Genomic DNA, 19,408 nt, shown 5'->3' on the forward strand with positions numbered 1-19,408 from the left:
AGTTTTGAAAGGAATGAAGAGTATGACACAACGTATTGAAGATCTTTCGATTGCAACAATTCGTACTTTATCAATCGATGCGATTGAAAAAGCAAATTCAGGTCACCCAGGTATGCCAATGGGAGCTGCTCCAATGGCATATACATTGTGGACAAAATTCATGAACATCAATCCAAAGAATCCAAACTGGTTCAACCGTGACCGCTTTGTATTATCAGCAGGACACGGATCGGCACTATTATACAGCTTGCTTCATTTAGCTGGATATGACTTATCAATTGAAGACCTTAAAAACTTCCGTCAATGGGGAAGTAAAACACCAGGTCATCCAGAGTTCGGTCATACAGCAGGTGTTGATGCAACAACTGGTCCACTAGGACAAGGTATTGCAATGGCTGTTGGTAAAGCAATGGCAGAACGTCATTTAGCTGAAACATACAACAAAGAAGGTTTAGAAATTGTAGACCACTTTACGTATGGTATTTGTGGTGACGGAGACTTAATGGAAGGTGTATCTGCTGAAGCAGCTTCATTAGCGGCACACTTAAAATTAGGACGTTTAGTTGTTTTATACGATTCAAATGATATTTCTTTAGACGGAGATTTAGATCGCTCGTTCTCTGAGAACGTAGAAGATCGTTTCAAAGCTTACGGATGGCAAGTAATCCGCGTTGAAGACGGCAATGACTTGACAGCGATTGCAAACGCAATTGAAGAAGCAAAAGGCGATTTAACACGCCCAACGCTAATTGAAGTAAAAACAACAATCGGATTTGGTTCTCCAAACCACGCGGGTACTTCTGGCGTGCACGGTTCTCCATTAGGTTCCGATGAAACAAAATTAACAAAAGAAGCTTATGCATGGACATTTGAAGAAGATTTCTATGTGCCGGAAGAAGTGTATGCTCACTTCAAAGCTACAATTGCTGAAGATGGCCAAAAGAAAGAAAACGAATGGAACGATGTATTTGCACAGTATAAAGAAAAATATCCTGAACTAGGTCGTCAATTTGAACTAGCAGTAGAAGGAAAGTTACCGGAAGGCTGGGAAGAAACGCTTCCAGCATACGAAACGGGTTCAAGCTTAGCTAGCCGTGCTTCTTCTGGAGAAGTATTAAACGCAGTAGCACAAGCTGTACCTCAATTCTTCGGCGGTTCAGCTGACTTAGCTGGCTCAAATAAAACAATGATTAAAGGTTCAGAAGACTTCACTGCAGCTGATTACAGCGGACGTAATATCTGGTTCGGTGTACGTGAATTTGCAATGGGAGCTGCATTAAACGGTATGGCTCTACACGGCGGTGTAAAAGTATTCGGAGGAACATTCTTTGTATTCTCTGATTATCTTCGCCCAGCAATTCGCTTAGCAGCTTTAATGAAGCTTCCTGTAACATATGTATTCACACATGACAGTATCGCAGTTGGAGAAGACGGCCCAACACATGAGCCAATTGAACAATTGCCATCACTTCGTGCAATGCCAGGTCTTTCAGTGGTTCGTCCTGCAGATGCAAATGAAACAGCTGCTGCATGGCGCTTAGCATTAGAGTCAACTGACCGCCCAACGGCGCTTGTATTGACTCGTCAAAACTTGCCAACACTTGAAGGTACAAAAGAAAATGCATACGAAGGCGTGTCTAAAGGCGCGTACGTTGTATCTAAAGCTGGTAAAGACCAAGCGGATGCATTAATACTTGCAACAGGCTCTGAAGTAAGCCTAGCAGTAGAAGCACAAAAAGCATTAGCTGCAGAAGGCATTGATGTATCTGTAGTAAGCATGCCTGCATGGGATCGTTTCGAAGAGCAATCTGCTGAGTACAAAGAAAGTGTTATCCCTAAATCAGTGAAAAAACGTTTAGGTATTGAAATGGCTTCTACACTTGGCTGGGAACGCTATGTTGGAGACGAAGGACAAGTTCTTGGTATTAATCACTTTGGTGCATCTGCTCCTGGTGAAACAATCATGAAAGAATTTGGTTTTACAGTTGAAAATGTAGTAGCAAAAGTGAAAAGCTTGCTTAATGCATAATTCTTTTTCATAAGAAAGAGCAGACTCCTGTGGTCTGCTCTTTTTTTCGACAAAAAAACAAAGGAATTTTTTCATCGATAGACAAGCATTGCGTACACCATTCGGTATAATGGTACAAAAAAGAACGAGCCGAAAGGGAGGATGAATCGTGAGAACGTATGAAGTATATTTAATGGAGGAAGAAGTTGCATCATCCTATTTTCGAAGAGAAAAGCTCATTTATCAGCTGCTGATTGAATATAGAATGAAACGTCACTTGCAGGAAACGCACTTACAAAAACAAGTTCATTACATTACTCGCCAACTGCCCATTCCATTTATTCAACGAGAATTGCTTCAGGCGTTTTCTCATTATCCTCATTTTTTTACTCATCAAGAGACGTTTGTGCTGGAATATCCTCATAAAAAAAGTCGAGCATCTATAAAATTAACGAATCGCTGTATAACAATTGAAGGAGATGGCAATGTTGATGCTGAGACAGCTTTTTTTGAAGTATTACGCAAGCTAGATCCTTGTTTTTTAGCAGTGAATTATGGAACGGATGAATACGGCTGGCTGAGGCCTGTGAAAACAAGAAAATTTGTGTAATTATTTAAGGAAATTGGAACGGAAATATTGTATAATAGCGTATGGTCTAGTACACTGTAAGTTAGACAACACGAAGGAGGAAGTAATACCATGGGAATGTATATTCTAGTTGGTGTTCTAGCATTAATTGTTGGGATAGCGCTAGGATTTTTCATTGCTCGTAAGTATATGATGAGCTATCTGAAGAAAAATCCACCAATTAATGAACAAATGTTAAAAATGATGATGATGCAAATGGGCATGAAACCATCGCAGAAAAAAATTAATCAAATGATGAAAGCAATGAACGGCCAAATTAAATAATGGTTAATTGGACAGACACTCTCTATTCAGAAGGGTGTCTTTTGTTTTATGATAGAGATAAGAAAATGGTTGTGGGGCTAGGGGGATACGATGAAAATTTTTCGAGAGTTATGGTGGTTTTTCAAACAGGAAAAAAAGTCTTACATAACGGGGGTAGCGCTGCTCATTGTTGTGGCAGCATTAGAACTTCTCCCGCCTAAAATTATTGGTTTAACGGTAGATGGCATTAAAGAAGGGACGCTGAATGGAAAGCGCTTAATGCAGATGGTTGGCATTTTGCTAGGAGCTGCTGTTGTGGCCTATTTCACAAGATACATATGGCGTATTATGATATTTGGTTCATCTGTTAAACTAGCCAAGCAGCTGAGAAATACCCTCTACACTCATTTTACCAAGATGAATCAGGCCTTTTATCAGCGGCGGCGAATTGGGGATTTGATGGCCCATGCAACGAATGATATTCAAGCTATTCAACAAACTGCAGGTTCGGGCGTTTTGACGCTCGTGGATTCGATTGTCACAGGAGGGCTTGTTCTATGCACAATGGCCCTCACAATCAGCTGGAAATTAACGCTTATTTGCCTTATTCCTATGCCGCTTATGGCCGTTTTAACAAGTTACTATGGTACATTGCTTCATGCGCGGTTTCATCACGCACAAGCAGCATTTTCTACTTTAAATGATAAGGTTCAAGAAAGCATTAGCGGAATTAAAGTCATTAAGACGTTTGGGGAAGAAGCAGCTGATGTCGAAGAATTTCGTATTAAGTCTGCAGATGTTGTTCAAAAGAACATGAAAGTAGCACGAGTAGATGCATTGTTTGATCCGACCATTTCGATTATTGTAGCACTTTCTTTTTTACTTGCTCTTATTTTTGGCAGCAAGATGGTGATTAATGAAGAGTTAACACTGGGACAGCTTGTTACCTTTACAACTTATTTGGGCCTTCTTATTTGGCCGATGCTCGCGTTTGGCTGGTTATTTAACATTGTAGAACGAGGAAGAGCATCATATGACAGGGTATTTTCTTTATTAAAAGAAGAAAATTCGATTGAAGAAGCAGCGCACCCTAGTGTTAAAATGCCAACAGGAAATATTGAAGCTGTTATTCATAGGTTTTCGTATGGTAAAGCAGATGAATATACGTTAAACGAAATTTACTTTACACTTTCTCGCGGTCAAACGTTAGGGATTGTCGGAAAGACGGGTGCTGGGAAAACCACGCTTTTAAAGCTGCTGCTTCGTGAATTTGATGTAAGAGACGGAGCTGTTTTATGGGGAGGAAAAGACATTAAAGACTATGCTTTTGATTCACTGTACAAAAGCATTGGATATGTTCCTCAAGATCACTTTTTGTTTTCAACAACAGTCGCTGCTAATATCGCGTTCGGAAAAGAAGACGCAAGCAATCAAGAAATCCAAGAAGCAGCTAAAGTGGCAAATGTACATAGAGACATCCTTGATTTTACAGATGGCTATCAAACAATAGTAGGTGAAAAAGGCGTTTCTTTATCTGGTGGACAAAAACAGCGTATCTCGATTGCAAGAGCTCTTCTATTAGATCCTGAGCTTTTAATTTTAGACGACTCGCTATCAGCGGTAGATGGAAAAACGGAAGCGGGTATTTTACAAGCGTTGAAGCAAAAACGTCAAAATCGAACAACGATTATTACAGCGCATCGGCTGAGCTCGGTTACTCATGCAGACCTGATTCTTGTCCTTGATAAAGGGAAAATTATTCAGCGAGGAACTCATGAGGAACTGCTTAGCGTGAGCGGCTGGTATCAGGATATGTACGATAGACAGCAGCTTGAACGTGCGGTAGAAGAAGGAGAGACGAAAAATGAAAATTGAGCATTCTTCGGTACATAAACGTCTGTTTCGCTATACAATTCCGCATAAAAAATCATTTTTTTTAGCGTTCACACTATTATTAATTGCTACGGCTGCTGATTTATTAGGACCCATTTTGATTAAAATTTTCATTGACGATTATTTAACTCCTAAGTATTTGCCTCTTCAGCCTCTGGTGTGGCTTGCAAGCAGTTATTTGCTTTTACAGCTTTTAAAAATTGTCGTTCAATACTTTCAGCTTCTGCAGTTCCAAAAAATTGCGCTTCAAATTATTCAGCAGATTCGAATTGACGTTTTTTCTCATGTTCATCGCCTGGCTCTTCGCTTTTTTGACAACACGCCAACAGGAAGCCTGGTATCTCGAATTACAAATGACACGGAAGCCATGAAAGAAATGTTTGTGGAAGTCATCGCGGTTTTTATTCAAAATGGGGTATTTTTGGTCGGTATTTTTATAGCCATGTTTATGCTAGATGTGAAGCTGGCTTTTTATTGTTTAGTTCTTCTCCCGTTCATTTGGGGACTTATGAAGCTTTATCAGCATTACAGCGCTATTTACTACGGGCAGCTTCGAGAAAAGCTAAGCCAGTTAAATGCCAAGCTTCATGAGTCTTTGCAAGGCATGTCTATTATTCAGTTATTTCGTCAAGAAAAGCGGCTGCGCTCGGAATTTGAAGAAATCAATGATGAACATTACAAAGCGGGGATGCGCAATATTAAGTTGGATGGTTTGCTACTAAGACCGGCAGTCGAAATTCTTTACATTTTAGCCGTTATTCTTGTGCTCAGTTATTTTGGTATTTCCGTAGCTGACAGTCCTGTTAAAATTGGTGTTCTTTACGCGTTTATCAACTATTTGGATCGTTTTTTTGAACCTGTTAATGAAATGATGCAGCGTCTTTCTATGTATCAGCAAGCGATGGTATCAGCCTCTCGGGTATTTGACTTGATGGATGAAAAAGAAAAAAATCCAGTCATGACAGGAGAACAAAAGCAGGGGGTACAAAAAGGAACGGTAGAATTCAGAAATGTAACGTTTTCCTATGATGGTGTTCGAGATGTACTTTCTGATATATCGTTTACGGTAAACGAAGGAGAAACAGTGGCTTTAGTAGGCCATACGGGAAGCGGGAAAAGCTCCATCATTAATTTATTAATGCGTTTTTATGAGCAGCAAAAAGGAGACATTTTGATCGATAATAAACCGCTATCGTCTTTTTCAAATAAACAGCTTCGAGATGAGGTAGGGCTGGTGCTTCAAGATGCCTTTTTATTTGCAGATACCGTAAAACGAAATATTACGCTGCACGAAGACCATTTTTCTGATGAACAAGTAAAAGCAGCTGCGGAATTTGTTCAAGCTCACGCATTTATCGAAGCTCTTCCTAATAAGTATAATGAAGTGCTAGTCGAAAGAGGTTCCACTTTATCAAGCGGCCAGCGTCAGCTCTTAGCATTTGCAAGAACGGTCATCCGGAATCCTAAAATCCTTATTCTTGATGAAGCAACAGCACATATTGATACAGAAACAGAAGAAGCGATTCAAGAAGTGTTAAGAGATATGGGAAAAGGCCGTACAACAATTGCGATTGCCCATCGTTTATCCACTATTCAACACGCCGACTGTATTTTAGTACTGCATAAAGGAAAAATCGTCGAAAAAGGCACACATACTGAACTGCTAAACAAAGGCGGTTTGTACTATAATATGTATCAGCTTCAGCACAGTGAAAAAGAGGAGAATTTCAGCAAAGAAACAGGAGTAAAAGAGACTTATACAGAATTGATAGAGTGAAGGCAAAAAAAGAAACAACCTTCATGGAGAGGTTGTTTCTGTCGTTTGAGCAGGGAATTCATTGTAAACGTTTAATAAATGATCTAATTCTTGACTATGTTTAATAGCAGGTGGAGAATTTAATCCACTTACTCGGACTATGCGGATGAGTTCTTCTCGTTTCTTTTCAATCGCTAATAGAATATCTTTTTTGGCCAATGCTATGTATCCCTTCTAACAAGTCGTTTACCTAATTATACAAGATAATGGTACTATTTGAAAGAAGTGAGATAAGACAATTTGGTTACAAAATGGTAACGAAAAAGAACAAAAAGAACAAAAAAGGGAAGTGGGAAATGTGGGAGATTTAAATTTGTTTTTGGCATTTGGTGCAGGTTTTTTATCGTTTATTTCACCTTGCTGTTTGCCCTTGTACCCAGCTTTTTTATCGTACATAACGGGAGTATCAGTTAGCGAGCTAAAGGAAGGCGCTAAGTCACATCAGCGAAAAGCTTTTATTCACACAGCTTTCTTTTTGCTTGGGTTTTCTGTCATTTTTATTATGATTGGTTTTGCGACGTCCTTTATTGGTCAGTGGTTTTTTAACTATAAGGATTTAATTCGGCAGATTGGCGCTATTCTTATTATTTTCTTTGGTCTAGTTGTACTAGGGATTTTTAAGCCTCGAATTCTTATGCAAGAGCATAAGCTTAGATTCGCAAATAAGCCTGCTGGTCTCTTAGGTTCTTCTTTCATAGGCATGGCTTTTGCTGCGGGCTGGACTCCTTGCACGGGCCCTATTTTAGTGTCGGTTATGGCGCTTGCAGCGACAAACCCAGGCTCTGGCCTTTTGTATATGATAGCTTATTCACTTGGATTTTCTATTCCATTTTTTATTATGACGTTTTTTATTGGGAAAATGAACTGGTTAAAAAAACATATGAATTCCATGATGAAAGTTGGCGGATATGCAATGATTGGCATGGGATTTATTTTGTATTTTGACTGGATGACAAAAATTATTATTTATACAACGAGCGTATTTGGAGGGTTTACGGGCTTTTAAAAAGGGAAGATGATACAAAAAAGAATCTGAGAATTGGCAGATTCTTTTTATTTTTCAAAAGACAAAATAGTTACTTTCGCTCTTAGGAAACATACAAGAATATGGTGTGAAAAAATATATAGAAAAAATTTATTTTACTATATCTTCTATAAATACGGAGTGATACAATGAAATCGTCATATTTTTAATTGTTAAAAAGAGGTGTATAAATTGAAAGATATTTTGTTAATCTTGCTTTTGCAACTGATCTATGTACCGATCTTGACGCTGCGCACAATTTTTTTAGTCAAAGGTATGAGTATGTATGCCTCGGTTTTTGGATTTGTTGAAGCGTTAATTTATGTATTCGGCTTATCCCTTGTATTTTCAGGAGATCAAAGCACGCTTGCTATGGTTGTATATGCAGTTGGGTTTGGAGTGGGAATTATCCTTGGAAGTTATATCGAATCTAGGCTTGCTATCGGATATACAACATTCTTAGTTAACCTTATGACCAAAAATGAAGAGTTGATTAACCGCCTTCGACAGGAAGGTTTTGGTGTTACTGTTTACCAAGGAGAAGGAAGAGACAGTGCACGCTATAGATTAGACATTTTAACAAAAAGAAGTAGAGAAGAAGAGCTATTAGCATTCATTGAAGAATATGAGCCTCGTGCTTTCATTATTTCATACGAGCCGCGTAAATTTAAAGGCGGGTTCTTACTAAAAGCAATGAAAAAGCAAAAACAAAAGCAAAAAGCAAAAGCAGATATCACCTCTACTAAATAAAAACAGAAGAGATCCTCTTCTGTTTTTTTGTTGCACTTTTACTTCTGATGTTTTTTGGATTATAATATAAGTAAACACTAAACTATAGTAAAGGAAGGATTTCATTGGTTATTGCTTCAACACTTGTCGCAATTTTTATGGCTTCTTTCATATTAGTTGTTCGAATGAAAGCTGCTGATAAACCAACGAATGCAAAAAAAATTATACTTCCGCCTTTTTTTATGAGTACGGGAGCGTTAATGTTTATTTTTCCAATGTTTCGAGTAACGGGTGCAGAACTGCTTGAGGCGTTAATAGCAGGCATGATTTTCTCAATCCTGTTAATTAAAACGTCTAAATTTGAAATTCGTGACGATCATATTTACTTGAAGCGTTCAAAAGCTTTTGCATTCATTATTATTGGTTTACTTATTATTCGAATTGCAATGAAAATATATTTAAGTTCTTCAATTGATGTTGGCCAGCTTGGCGGTATGTTCTGGATTTTAGCATTTGGTATGATTGTACCTTGGCGCATTGCGATGTACACATCGTACAAAAAGCTCGAACGAAAGCTGCATAATGATCGTCTTGCTAATACAACGATATTAAACTAAAAAAGGTGGCTACGCAGCCACCTTTTTTGATTTAAAATAAATGCTGATAGGGGACGGCATCTATTTTTTGCTTTTTTAAAGTTTTTAATAAAAATTTATGATCACGTTTAGGCGTAGCTAAAATGTATCCACGTACGATTAAGTCTTCCGTTATAGAGGCTGCTTGTTCCTCAATTGCAAGTTCCCCAATTTTTCCCGCGATTTTTTGTTTGGCTACATCGCGAAATAGTTCAGGTACTGGTTCAACAAGAACGTTTAATAGCTGCTTTTGATCCGCTGACCAAAGGTGGACGGTTTTGGAAAGATAGTGATCTTGCCAATCAAGCTCAGACATGCCGTCTTCTTTTGGTAAGCGCTTTAAAAATTTCCTGAACATAAAAAATCCGCCGATAGCAAACATGCTCATTAAAAAGACCACCCAAAATAAAATAACCCATAAAAACCAGCCCTCTAGCATATTTTTCACTCCTTTATAAAGAGGTCAATCATAACATTACTATATTTATACATTTATTATAAAAGCCTTGTTCCTTTTATGGCAATATAAAATTCCTGTACTTTGTGCGAGGGGTGAGTCCTTTTTGACTCGCAAGTAAGTTTATATAGACTCATTGATAAGTGAATTATCGTTAGAATTATCTAAAAATGCTTATTTTTCAGCTTTCTAAAAGTTGGCACGTTTTTTGCATATAAATTAATTGAAGAATTATTTAATATGAGAGGAAGATAAAAAATGAGTCAAACTTTTAGCAAAGTAGCAACAAATTTACCGGGAGAAAATGCAAAGCAATTATTAGATAGAAGACACCGTGCCATTCCGAAAGGTGTAAGTTATGGCATTCCGACATTTGCTGATACGGCTGAAGGGGCGATCGTTAAAGATGTCGATGGCAATACGTTTATTGATTTCGTAGGCGCAATTGGCACAATCAATGTAGGACACAGTCATCCAAAAGTAAAAGAAGCGCTTCACAAACAAGTAGACCGTTTTATTCACACAGGATTTAACGTAATGATGTATGAGTCATATGTAGAGCTTGCAGAAAGATTGGCAGCAATTGCACCTGGTGAATTTGACAAGAAAGTATTACTTTTAAATAGCGGAGCAGAAGCTGTAGAAAACGCAGTGAAAATTGCTCGTAAATATACAAAGCGTCAAGGAATTATTTCCTTTAACCGCGGTTTCCACGGCCGTACATTAATGACAATGACAATGACAAGTAAAGTAAAACCATATAAATATGAATTTGGACCGTTTGCTCCTGAAGTATACAAAGCTCCATATCCTTACGAGTATCGCCGTCCACAAGGTTTATCAGTTGAAGCATACGAAGATTTCATGATTACAGAATTCAAAAACTTCTTAAATACAGAAGTAGCACCAGAAACGATTGCAGCTGTTGTAATGGAGCCGATTCAAGGTGAAGGTGGCTTCATCGTACCAGGTAAACGTTTTGTGCAAGAAGTGTATCAATTATGTAAAGAGCATGGAATTTTATTTGTATCAGATGAAATTCAAGCAGGATTTGCACGTACGGGCCGCTACTTCGGTATTGAACATTTTGACGTTGAGCCTGATTTAATTACGGTATCAAAATCACTAGGAGCTGGCGTACCGATCAGCGGTGTCATTGGCCGTGCTGAAATTATGGATGAATCTAATCCTGGTGAGCTTGGCGGAACGTACTGTGGAAGTCCTCTTGGATGTGAAGCAGCTTTAGCTGTACTTGATATCATTGAAGAAGAAAAGCTAAACGAACGCGGTGAGTACCTTGGAAAAGTGGTAACATCACGATTTGAAAAACTAGCAGAGAAATATGACTGTATCGGTGATATTCGCGGATTAGGTGCTATGTCTGCTATCGAGCTTGTAAAAGATCGTGAAACAAAAGAAGCGGACAAGGAGCTTACACAGCGTATCGTAAAAGAAGCAAACAAACGTGGATTATTATTGCTTAGCGCAGGAGTATTTGGAAACGTTCTTCGTATCTTAATGCCAATTGTTATTACGGATGAGCAGCTAGAAGAAGGCTTAGCTATTTTTGAAGCAGCACTAGAAGCAAGCGTGCAGCAAACGGTTGAAGTATAAGAGAGATTGAGGCATGAGTGAAGAGAGAACTCTTCACTCATTCTTCATGAATCACAAAGAATGGGTATGTTTGGACACTCTATTTATAGATTTTTCATTTTCTGATAAAATAAAATAATAATTATTTTTTGACGAAAAGGTGATTCAAATGACCATTCATAAAAAGCATATTCAGCAAATTAACGACGAACTTTACGATATATTTGAGTCATCATTTGATGAAATCTTTGTAACTGATGCGAATGGATATGTGTTAGTTGTAAATTCAGAGTGTGAAAAAAACTATGCTTTGAAAGTGGAAGATTTTATTGGAAAGCACGTAAAAGAACTGCAGGAAATGGGTATTTTTTATCCTTCCGCCACGTTAAAAGTGATTGAATCCAATCAAGCGATTGAATTGGTTCAAAAAACAAACTCAGGCCGGTATCTTCATGTGCGGACAAGGCCGGTATTTACAAACGACGGTCATTTAAAAAGCGTTATTAGCTATTCACGAGATCTAACAGACTTGATGGAATTAAAACGAAAAGTAGAAGAGATGGAAGAACAGCTTGAAAACTATAAAAAAGAGTTAAACGAAGCCGTCGATTTAGAAGGCATCGTGACAAAAAGCGAAGCGATGAAAAAAGTTTTTTCAACCATTCAACGAGTTGCTTCTGTAAATACAACCGTTCTTTTACTTGGAGAAACAGGAGTAGGAAAAAGCAGAGTAGCAAAACTGCTTCACCAGCTTAGTACAAGAAAACAGCAGCCGTATCATGAACTTAACTGTGCAGCGCTACCTGAACAGCTTATTGAATCAGAGCTATTTGGCTATGAAGGCGGTACGTTCACTGGAGCATTTCGAGAAGGGAAAAAAGGGATCATTGAGCTTTCGAACGAAGGCACGCTTTTTCTAGATGAGATTGGTGAACTTTCTCTTTCAGCACAAAGTAAGTTGCTCCACGTACTGCAAGACCGTACCATTCGTCCAGTGGGCTCAACAAGAGCAGTATCAATAGACGTACGAATTATTGCTGCTACGAATCAAAATCTAGAACAAATGGTGGAAGAAGGAAAGTTTAGACGTGATTTGTACTATCGGCTAAACGTAGTGCCGATTACCATTCCTCCTTTACGAGAACGAAAAGAAGATATTCTGCCGCTTGTCTATCAGTTTCTTCACCATTTTAATACAGTATACGAACGTAATGTACGTTTATCACCAAAGGCGTTAGATGCGTTTTTAGGACAAGAATGGAAAGGAAACGTTCGTGAAGTAGAAAATATCATTGAGCGTCTGGTTGTTACAGGGGAAGAAATGATTACGCTTAAAGATTTGCCTTTTGCAAAAGAGTTTGCTATCGATCCACCTGTCCATACGCTTCCTGAAATGATTGAACATGTGGAAAAAGAGATGGTCATAAAGGCGTTTGAACAGCATAGGTCGTCTTATAAAGTAGCAGAACAGCTTGGTATTAGCCAATCACAAGCGAGTCGTAAAATTCGAAAGTACGTTTCGGACAGCACAGAACATTGAGTAGATAAATTTAAGCAGGGAGTGAAGAAATATGAAGCAAGCAAACTTATATATTAACGGAGAATTTGTTTCAGCAAATGATACATACGAAGTGGTAAATCCAGCAACAAATGAAGTAGTGGCTACTGTTGCAAAAGGTGGAGAAAAAGAAGCGAAGCTAGCAGCAGACGCTGCTTATGAGGCGTTTCAAACATGGTCTAAAAAAACAGCAGAAGAGCGCGGTAAATTATTATTTAAATGGCATCAGCTGATTGAAGAACATACCGATGAACTTGCTGAAATAATGACAGTCGAACAAGGCAAGCCTCTTAAAGAAGCAAAAGGTGAAATTGGCTATGCCAACGGATTCGTTTCATGGTACGCAGAAGAAGGAAAACGCATTTACGGAGAAACAATTCCAGCTTCTTCTCCTAATAAACGATTATTTGCTCATAAGCAGCCTGTGGGAGTCATGGCAGCTATTACACCTTGGAACTTCCCGGCAGCTATGATTACACGTAAAGTAGCGCCAGCTTTAGCAGCTGGATGTACAGCGGTTATTAAACCGGCAGAACAAACGCCGCTAACGGCTCTTCGACTAGCAGAGCTGGCACAGGAAGCGGGTATTCCAAAAGGCGTAATTAATGTAGTTACGGGAGATGCAAAAGCAATTGGAGAAGCGTGGCTTCAAGATGGACGCGTACGTAAACTATCGTTTACGGGCTCTACAGAAGTAGGTAAGCTGCTAATGCGCGGAGCAGCTGATACGGTTAAAAAAGTGTCTTTAGAATTAGGCGGACACGCTCCGTTTATCGTAACAGCAAATGCTGATTTAGATAAAGCAGTAACAAATGCAATTGCTTCTAAATTCCGTAACGCTGGTCAAACATGCGTATGTACAAACCGCATCTACGTGCACGAGTCTATTGCTAAACCGTTCGCAGAGCAGTTTGCAGCGGCTGTTAGTCAGCTGAAAGTCGGAAACGGCTTAGAAGAAGGTACGGATATCGGACCTCTGATCGATGAAAAAGCGTTAGAAAAAGTAAAGCGCCACTTAGATGATGTTGTAGCAAAAGGCGGAAACGTCTTAACTGGAGGGGCTGTATGCGAAGAGGGAAGCGGACTGTTTGTTGAACCTACGGTTGTAGATGGTGCAACGGACGATATGCTTTGTATGTACGAGGAAACATTCGGACCAATTGCTCCAATTGCGACGTATCAAACAGAAGAAGAAGTTATTCGCCGTGCAAATAACTCGCCTTACGGATTAGCAGCCTATGTGTTCACTGAAAATATTTCAGAAGCTATTCGTATTGCTGAAGCTTTAGAATATGGTATTGTAGGACTAAATGATGGACTACCTTCTACACCACAAGCGCCGTTTGGCGGCTTTAAAGAAAGTGGACTTGGACGTGAAGGCGGACATTACGGAATTGAAGAATATTTAGAAGTAAAATATATTTCTTTAGGCTTTTAATAAAAAGTGATTTCGCTTTCCTGCGAAATCACTTTTTTAGTAATAGTACACGTGGGGAATTTGTGCATGGATTGATTGAAAATTCATGAATAAAAAACAAAACTCCTCTGGAGTACAGCATTCAAGATCTTCGCAATCGTGAGAGTTAAAAAAATCTTCAAGTATAGTTGGCTCGGCGTCTTTAAATAACCAGTGGTGTTCAACATCCTCAAATTTGCCTCGATAAACCTCGCTCAGTCCATAAAAGTCGAATATATCTTCCAACTGCTTTTGGTGCATAGCCATCCCTCCTCTTCTTAGTATAAGAAAAAGAAAGAGATATTAAACAAGTCGTCATACTACTTTGTTTTTTTTATAAAATCTCGTATAGTTAATAGTAATGACAAGCAAAGGAGTTTCGGTATGTTTACATATATCACGTTATTTGGTTTTCTTGGATTCGCTGTGTATTCGAGTACGTGGATTTATTCTATTGTCAAAAAAGATGGAAGAGTCAAGAAAAATGGAAAGGGTACTCTTATTAGTTTTCTTGTGATGCTTATCGGGTTAGTCGGTCTGCAGCTTACGTAATCATAGATTATTTTGACATTTTTACTACCTTCACTTATAGTTAACGTTGGGCGAACGTATGTGTGATTTTGTTCACAGTGCTTGCCTTAAGTTGAAAAAGAAAGAAGGTGGCATATTTGAGATATCACACACATATTGCAACATCGATTGCTGCCGGTGCCGGCGTGGCTATAACAGGAGACGCTTCGTTTACATTTCCTTATGTTGTAGGCATCGCGATTGGAGCACTGCTTCCAGATATTGATGAACCAAATTCATATATTGGTAGAAGATCTCTTGGTCTCGCAAAAATAATTAAATCTATTTTTGGACACCGAGGTATTACGCATTCTATTCTTGCAAGCGGACTTATTTTTTATTTACATACGATGTATGACAACGACTTTACATTAGGAATAGCCTATGGATACGCTTTTCATATTCTTGGAGATTTCTTTTCTAAACGGGGGGTACCTTTTTTCTCACCTCTTAGCAAGAAGAAGTTTAAGCCTCCTTTAACATATGAAACAGGTAGCGGAGCAGAGACGCTCATCTTTTACTTGGCAGTAATAGGAAGTTTCTATATGCTTTATAAGTATCAGCTGTACACCCAGCTGTTTTAAAGGAAGAAGAGGCTGGGACAACAGTATGTTAGCTGAGGTGAATGACGAACCATTGATCAAAATATTTGATCGGTGGTTCGTTTTTTATTGGAATGGTGAACGTAGGTGTTATCTGTTTAGTTGCTTCTAGCGGTTGACTGGAGGGCAAGGCGAAGACTCCTGCGGGAAAAGCAGACTAGATGCGACCCCGCAGGAGCCTAGCGACGAGAAGGCTCATCGGCCGCCCGCGGAAAGCGAAGCCTTGTACGGATATCAACAGCAGTGTCATAAGCGAGCGATTCGTGCGATCTCATTTGTTCGTCTTTAAATGGAAGTGATTTAGTTATGTCTCAATCTCTCTTTTAGGCTTCCACTACGTAAAGTTCAGTCGTTTTCATAGGAAGGGTAATAGTAATACTTGTGCCGTCATTTTTTTCACTGGCTACATGAAAAAAACCATTATGTTCGTTAATAATTTTGTTGCAAATTGTTAGTCCTAGGCCTATTCCTCGTTCTTTTGTTGTATAAAAAGGCTCTCCTATATGAGGGATACGCTTTGAATCAATTCCACATCCATTGTCTTTTATCACAATGCACAGCGTTTCTCTAGCTGATTTTTCAATCGATATTGCCAGCTTACCGCCGCTTTCCATCGAATCAATGGCATTTTGTATAACATGAATAAATACTTGGGTTAGCTGTGTTTTTTGTCCACTAACGAGCAGGGGATATTCTTGTGGATAATGGCGAATGATGTGGATGTCTTTGATTCCAGTAGCCGGTTCAAATTGCTTTAATACCTCATCTAACAAGTCGGTAATAACAAGGTTGTCTGTATATACGTACTCTTGTTTAGCTAAACTCATAAACTCTGTGATGATATGTTCAATTTGTGAAAGTTCATGCTGAATGAGATCTCGATAAATCATTGTTTTTTTCGGCTGCTGTGTCTCACTGAACAGTTGTATAAACCCTTTAATGGTTGTTAAAGGATTTCTAACCTCGTGTGCGATACTTGCAGCAAGGTGACCAATGACAGAAAGTTTTTCTGAATTCTGGATCTTTTTCTCTGCTTGTCTTTTTTCTGTTACGTCTCGTGAGACAAATACAAACCCTTCGATTTCTCCGGTGGATGTAATAATTGGAGCGCCTTTACATTCTAATAAAACGATGGTGCCGTTCACGTGAAACTTTCGATATTCAAATGTGGAAGCATCTTTTGTTTTGCTCATGTTAGCTAAAATAGTCGAGATTATGTGTTTATCTTCGGGATACGCATTGATAAGCACATGTTGTCCAATAAGCTCATCAGGATAAACGCCTAACGTTTTAGCGTAAGAAGGAGAAGCGTATTCATAAATGCCATCTTCAGTAATAGCACATACTAAATCATGGGTATGAGATAAAATAGCTTGATGCTTTGGTTCATTTTCATCCGTAATGATTCGATCTTTTAATGGATAAAAAAGCTGATCTTCTTGGTTCGTGAAGGTGTGCCGAACTTGAGTGCCGCACATTCTGCAAAAATTATAATCTTCCTTATAGTTACAAGAAGGACAAACGGGCATCGAATCACTCCAATCAGATCTATGCAATGAGAGAGTTCTCAAGCATATATAATCATTATTATATATTCAAATTATAGGAAAAAATATGAAAAATCAAATGTGCTATAGGGAGGGGAATAGGGCTTGAAAACCCTATAAAAAGATTTCAAATACATGTTTTTAGTTGCAAATAGATGAGAAAGGGAATTTTTTACACATTAAAAAAATTCAGCATATCAAATAAGAGGCGTGATTTACCTCTTATTTGATATGCTGATAATGTTCTAGCGCTCGCTCTCTAGCTGCTTTATGATCGACAATTGGAGTCGGGTATGTTTTATTAAGTGTAACGCTTGCTTTTTCTAATACGTCTGCTGGGGCCTCCCAAGGTTTATGAATATAAGAAGAAGGAATATCCTTAAGCTCTGGAAGCCACTTTTTAATATATTCTCCTTCCTTATCAAATTTTTCTGATTGAGTAATTGGATTAAAAATACGAAAATATGGCGCGGCGTCTGCTCCCGAGCCTGCAACCCACTGCCAGCCCATTGTGTTATTAGCTAAATCTGCGTCTACTAAGGTATCAAAAAACCAATTTGCTCCGTGTTTCCAATGAATTAAAAGGTGCTTTACTAAAAAGGAAGCAGCTACCATTCGGACTCGATTGTGCATAAACCCTGTTTCCCACAGCTCCCGCATTCCGGCATCGACAAGGGGATAGCCGGTTTTTCCATTTTTCCAAGCTTCAAGCTCTTCATTGCCTTCAGCCCACTGAAATTGCTTGAATTTTTCATTAAGCGGTTCACTTGTAGTGTGCGGGAAATGATAAAGCAGCTGATAAGCAAAATCTCTCCATATAAGTTGACGAATAAACATTCCAGCTTGCTGTTCAAAAGCATCAGAACGTACTTTTTCAGCTTTAGTTCTTAAATAATGATAAAGGACTCGAGCTGAGAGCTGTCCTGTAGCAAAATAAGGAGATAGAAACGAATTTAATGCTTCAGCAGGAAAATCCCGTCCTTTTTCATAATGAAGCAGCTTATTCTTTAAAAACGTTTTGAAGACATCAATAGCGCCTTTTTCCGTAGCTTCCCACGTTGACCTAATCGTTTCATCCCACGGTATGCTTGGAAGCAAATCGAGATCGGAGACTAAAAGAGATTCAACCGGTTTAGAGGAAGCCTGTATGGAAGTAACTTTTTTTACAGCAGAAGATACGGAATGTTTTTGAGAAGCTTTATAATAAGCTGTAAATACTTTATAAGGGTCTCCATTTTCTTTTGTGATTTTCCAAGGTTCATGAAGGAGAAATCCCTCAAATGTGCGAATATTTATTTGTTGCTCTGAAAAAAAAGCTTGAAGCTCTTTATCTCTTTTTAGCGCATGTGGTTCATAGCGTCTATTCCAATAAATATCTTGTGCATTCGTTTCATGGAGTAATTTTTGCAACACATCTTTAGGGTTTCCTTTTCGTATAATCAGCGTTCCTTCTATTTTTTCGATCGAGGTTTTAAAGTCATTCAGCGCATGGTGAAGCCACCATTTACTTGCACTTCCCATTGAGCTTTCTTCGTAGTCGTCATGGATATAAACAGGTACAACCATTCCTTCTTTGGCTGCGTGAAATAGAGCTGGGTTATCAACCAGCCGAAAATCTTTTCGAATCCATACGATAATGGTTTTATTCATCATGTGCCACCTTTCTATCTGCAATTTGCCTCGATTATAGCTTTTTTCTTATACGTTCTACAATTTTGAATGTGTAGAAGGCCTATTTTCTTATGGACGAATTTCAGATTGATGGTAAAAAGAATAACGTAAACAGAGTAAGAGAATGGGAAGGAGCCCTTAAAAATGAGAAATTCGTATGGAATGAAACAAACCGGACAACCGATATCCAATCCATATATGCAAGCAGCACCCAAACCTGCTAAAATGCCACCTATGCCTTCTGCAAAAGAAATGCAGGCAATGCCGGTGCAAGAAGGCGCAAATCAAATGCCAATGTACGGAGAAATGCCCCCTATGAAAGATGGAATGCCATCGATGCATGGGGGAATGAGTCAAATGCCAACTATGCAAAAAGACATGCAGCAAATGCCAATGTACGGAGAGCTACCTCAAATGCACGGAGGAATGGACCAGATGCCGATGCAAGGAGGAATGCCGCCAATGCACGGAGGAATGGGCCAAATGCCGATGCAAGGAGGAATGCCGCCAATGTACGGAGGAATGGGTCAGATGCCGATGCAAGGAGGAATGCCGCCAATGTACGGAGGAATGGGTCAGATGCCGATGCAAGGAGGAATGCCGCCAATGTACGGAGGAATGGGTCAGATGCCGATGCAAGGAGGAATGCCGCCAATGCACGGGGGAATGGGTCAGATGCCGATGCAAGGAGGAACACCGCCAATGTACGGAGGAATGGGTCAGATGCCGATGCAAGGAGGAATGCCGCCAATGCAAGGAGGAATGGGTCAAATGCCGATGCATGATTGCGGATGCCGCGATTTCTCAGCACCAGTTGGTCATCAGCAGCCTCATTCTTTAAATGATTGGATGTTCATGCAACAAACACATCCACGTTCTTTTTAATAAACCCTTTACCCTAGATAAAAGGGATGTATTTTTGAATCTTTAGTATAAATATAGAATTTTATTAATTGA

The 19,408-nt window shown here is 39.1% G+C and carries 20 protein-coding genes; 15 read left to right on the plus strand and 5 right to left on the minus strand.

Annotated elements, in window-relative coordinates; genetic code table 11:
- Positions 1-22 precede the first annotated feature (22 nt).
- From tkt to MMB69_RS04130, 5 genes are all read left to right on the plus strand, one after another.
- Positions 23-2,029, plus strand: a complete 2,007-nt coding sequence (gene tkt / locus MMB69_RS04110) for a transketolase (RefSeq protein ID WP_013058774.1) — start codon at positions 23-25, stop codon at positions 2,027-2,029.
- A 148-nt stretch (positions 2,030-2,177) separates the two neighbouring features.
- The gene (gene sirA, locus MMB69_RS04115) at positions 2,178-2,618 is read left to right on the plus strand and encodes a sporulation inhibitor of replication protein SirA (protein ID WP_221784412.1); all 441 of its coding nucleotides are present in this window, start codon (positions 2,178-2,180) and stop codon (positions 2,616-2,618) included.
- A gap of 90 nt (positions 2,619-2,708) precedes the next feature.
- Positions 2,709-2,921, plus strand: coding sequence for a YneF family protein (locus tag MMB69_RS04120; protein WP_013058772.1), 213 nt, complete (start codon positions 2,709-2,711; stop codon positions 2,919-2,921).
- A gap of 90 nt (positions 2,922-3,011) precedes the next feature.
- Entirely contained in the window at positions 3,012-4,775 is a 1,764-nt protein-coding gene (locus tag MMB69_RS04125; protein ID WP_277447229.1) for an ABC transporter transmembrane domain-containing protein, read from the plus strand.
- The gene (locus MMB69_RS04130; protein ID WP_136789594.1) at positions 4,765-6,570 is read left to right on the plus strand and encodes an ABC transporter ATP-binding protein; all 1,806 of its coding nucleotides are present in this window, start codon (positions 4,765-4,767) and stop codon (positions 6,568-6,570) included. The genes MMB69_RS04125 and MMB69_RS04130 overlap by 11 nt, the downstream gene beginning before the upstream one ends.
- Positions 6,571-6,591: 21 nt before the next feature.
- Here the strand turns inward: MMB69_RS04130 and MMB69_RS04135 are convergent, their stop codons facing one another.
- A complete protein-coding gene (locus tag MMB69_RS04135) occupies positions 6,592-6,768 on the minus strand; it encodes an aspartyl-phosphate phosphatase Spo0E family protein (RefSeq protein WP_014458520.1) in 177 nt (58 codons plus the stop codon).
- Positions 6,769-6,907: 139 nt separating this feature from the next.
- Here MMB69_RS04135 and MMB69_RS04140 point away from each other — a divergent pair, with 139 nt between their 5' ends.
- The 3 genes from MMB69_RS04140 (at position 6,908) to MMB69_RS04150 (ending at position 8,979) form a co-directional block, all read left to right on the plus strand.
- Complete coding sequence (locus MMB69_RS04140) at positions 6,908-7,615, plus strand: cytochrome c biogenesis CcdA family protein (RefSeq protein WP_028410875.1); 708 nt, start codon at positions 6,908-6,910, stop codon at positions 7,613-7,615.
- A gap of 210 nt (positions 7,616-7,825) precedes the next feature.
- A complete protein-coding gene (locus MMB69_RS04145; protein WP_013058767.1) occupies positions 7,826-8,383 on the plus strand; it encodes a DUF2179 domain-containing protein in 558 nt (185 codons plus the stop codon).
- Positions 8,384-8,487: 104 nt separating this feature from the next.
- Positions 8,488-8,979 (plus strand): CcdC family protein, encoded by a 492-nt coding sequence (locus MMB69_RS04150; RefSeq protein WP_013058766.1) that lies wholly within the window; start codon positions 8,488-8,490, stop codon positions 8,977-8,979.
- Positions 8,980-9,010: 31 nt separating this feature from the next.
- Here MMB69_RS04150 and MMB69_RS04155 read toward each other — a convergent pair whose 3' ends face one another.
- Positions 9,011-9,436 carry a DUF2621 domain-containing protein gene (locus tag MMB69_RS04155; RefSeq protein ID WP_013058765.1) on the minus strand — a complete coding sequence of 142 codons (426 nt, stop codon included), beginning with the start codon at positions 9,434-9,436 and terminating at the stop codon, positions 9,011-9,013.
- 276 nt (positions 9,437-9,712) lie between these two features.
- On the opposite strand from MMB69_RS04155, the gene gabT reads away from it, so the two are divergent.
- The 3 genes from gabT (at position 9,713) to MMB69_RS04170 (ending at position 14,043) form a co-directional block, all read left to right on the plus strand.
- Positions 9,713-11,068: a 4-aminobutyrate--2-oxoglutarate transaminase gene (gene gabT / locus MMB69_RS04160; RefSeq protein ID WP_014458523.1), complete on the plus strand. Its 1,356-nt coding sequence runs from the start codon at positions 9,713-9,715 to the stop codon at positions 11,066-11,068.
- Positions 11,069-11,216: 148 nt separating this feature from the next.
- Entirely contained in the window at positions 11,217-12,587 is a 1,371-nt protein-coding gene (locus MMB69_RS04165; protein WP_060746012.1) for a sigma-54 interaction domain-containing protein, read from the plus strand.
- A gap of 31 nt (positions 12,588-12,618) precedes the next feature.
- A complete protein-coding gene (locus tag MMB69_RS04170) occupies positions 12,619-14,043 on the plus strand; it encodes an NAD-dependent succinate-semialdehyde dehydrogenase (RefSeq protein WP_277447230.1) in 1,425 nt (474 codons plus the stop codon).
- Between the two features lie 36 nt (positions 14,044-14,079).
- Here the strand turns inward: MMB69_RS04170 and MMB69_RS04175 are convergent, their stop codons facing one another.
- The gene (locus MMB69_RS04175; protein ID WP_277447231.1) at positions 14,080-14,322 is read right to left on the minus strand and encodes a hypothetical protein; all 243 of its coding nucleotides are present in this window, start codon (positions 14,320-14,322) and stop codon (positions 14,080-14,082) included.
- Positions 14,323-14,445: 123 nt separating this feature from the next.
- Here MMB69_RS04175 and MMB69_RS04180 point away from each other — a divergent pair, with 123 nt between their 5' ends.
- The 3 genes from MMB69_RS04180 to MMB69_RS04190 all read left to right on the plus strand — a co-directional run bounded on the left by MMB69_RS04180 (position 14,446) and on the right by MMB69_RS04190 (position 15,522).
- On the plus strand, positions 14,446-14,613 hold the full coding sequence (locus tag MMB69_RS04180) for a hypothetical protein (protein ID WP_274154788.1): 168 nt from the start codon (positions 14,446-14,448) through the stop codon (positions 14,611-14,613).
- Positions 14,614-14,720: 107 nt separating this feature from the next.
- Entirely contained in the window at positions 14,721-15,215 is a 495-nt protein-coding gene (locus tag MMB69_RS04185) for a metal-dependent hydrolase (RefSeq protein WP_229754531.1), read from the plus strand.
- A 133-nt stretch (positions 15,216-15,348) separates the two neighbouring features.
- Positions 15,349-15,522 carry a hypothetical protein gene (locus tag MMB69_RS04190; protein WP_221812673.1) on the plus strand — a complete coding sequence of 58 codons (174 nt, stop codon included), beginning with the start codon at positions 15,349-15,351 and terminating at the stop codon, positions 15,520-15,522.
- 34 nt (positions 15,523-15,556) lie between these two features.
- Here the strand turns inward: MMB69_RS04190 and MMB69_RS04195 are convergent, their stop codons facing one another.
- Both MMB69_RS04195 and MMB69_RS04200 read right to left on the minus strand, forming a co-directional pair.
- Positions 15,557-16,762 carry an ATP-binding protein gene (locus MMB69_RS04195; protein ID WP_221812607.1) on the minus strand — a complete coding sequence of 402 codons (1,206 nt, stop codon included), beginning with the start codon at positions 16,760-16,762 and terminating at the stop codon, positions 15,557-15,559.
- A 240-nt stretch (positions 16,763-17,002) separates the two neighbouring features.
- Positions 17,003-18,430 carry a cryptochrome/photolyase family protein gene (locus MMB69_RS04200; protein ID WP_372453328.1) on the minus strand — a complete coding sequence of 476 codons (1,428 nt, stop codon included), beginning with the start codon at positions 18,428-18,430 and terminating at the stop codon, positions 17,003-17,005.
- A gap of 165 nt (positions 18,431-18,595) precedes the next feature.
- Between MMB69_RS04200 and MMB69_RS04205 the strand changes: the two genes are divergently transcribed.
- Positions 18,596-19,336 (plus strand): polyadenylate binding domain-containing protein, encoded by a 741-nt coding sequence (locus tag MMB69_RS04205; RefSeq protein WP_277447233.1) that lies wholly within the window; start codon positions 18,596-18,598, stop codon positions 19,334-19,336.
- The last annotated feature ends 72 nt before the right edge of the window (positions 19,337-19,408 follow it).

It is taken from the genome of Priestia sp. P5 (assembly GCF_029522155.1).
Taxonomy (GTDB): Bacteria; Bacillota; Bacilli; order Bacillales; family Bacillaceae_H; genus Priestia; species Priestia megaterium_E.

Bases quoted from the DNA above. Each gene is read 5' to 3' on its own strand.
- tkt (WP_013058774.1), top strand. From the start codon at position 23: ATGACACAACGTATTGAAGATCTTTCGATTGCAACAATTCGTACTTTA.
- MMB69_RS04120 (WP_013058772.1), top strand. From the start codon at position 2,709: ATGGGAATGTATATTCTAGTTGGTGTTCTAGCATTAATTGTTGGGATA.
- MMB69_RS04125 (WP_277447229.1), top strand. From the start codon at position 3,012: ATGAAAATTTTTCGAGAGTTATGGTGGTTTTTCAAACAGGAAAAAAAG.
- MMB69_RS04130 (WP_136789594.1), top strand. From the start codon at position 4,765: ATGAAAATTGAGCATTCTTCGGTACATAAACGTCTGTTTCGCTATACA.
- MMB69_RS04155 (WP_013058765.1), bottom strand. From the start codon at position 9,436: ATGCTAGAGGGCTGGTTTTTATGGGTTATTTTATTTTGGGTGGTCTTT.
- gabT (WP_014458523.1), top strand. From the start codon at position 9,713: ATGAGTCAAACTTTTAGCAAAGTAGCAACAAATTTACCGGGAGAAAAT.
- MMB69_RS04165 (WP_060746012.1), top strand. From the start codon at position 11,217: ATGACCATTCATAAAAAGCATATTCAGCAAATTAACGACGAACTTTAC.
- MMB69_RS04170 (WP_277447230.1), top strand. From the start codon at position 12,619: ATGAAGCAAGCAAACTTATATATTAACGGAGAATTTGTTTCAGCAAAT.
- MMB69_RS04175 (WP_277447231.1), bottom strand. From the start codon at position 14,322: ATGCACCAAAAGCAGTTGGAAGATATATTCGACTTTTATGGACTGAGC.
- MMB69_RS04180 (WP_274154788.1), top strand. From the start codon at position 14,446: ATGTTTACATATATCACGTTATTTGGTTTTCTTGGATTCGCTGTGTAT.
- MMB69_RS04195 (WP_221812607.1), bottom strand. From the start codon at position 16,762: ATGCCCGTTTGTCCTTCTTGTAACTATAAGGAAGATTATAATTTTTGC.
- MMB69_RS04200 (WP_372453328.1), bottom strand. From the start codon at position 18,430: ATGAATAAAACCATTATCGTATGGATTCGAAAAGATTTTCGGCTGGTT.
- MMB69_RS04205 (WP_277447233.1), top strand. From the start codon at position 18,596: ATGAGAAATTCGTATGGAATGAAACAAACCGGACAACCGATATCCAAT.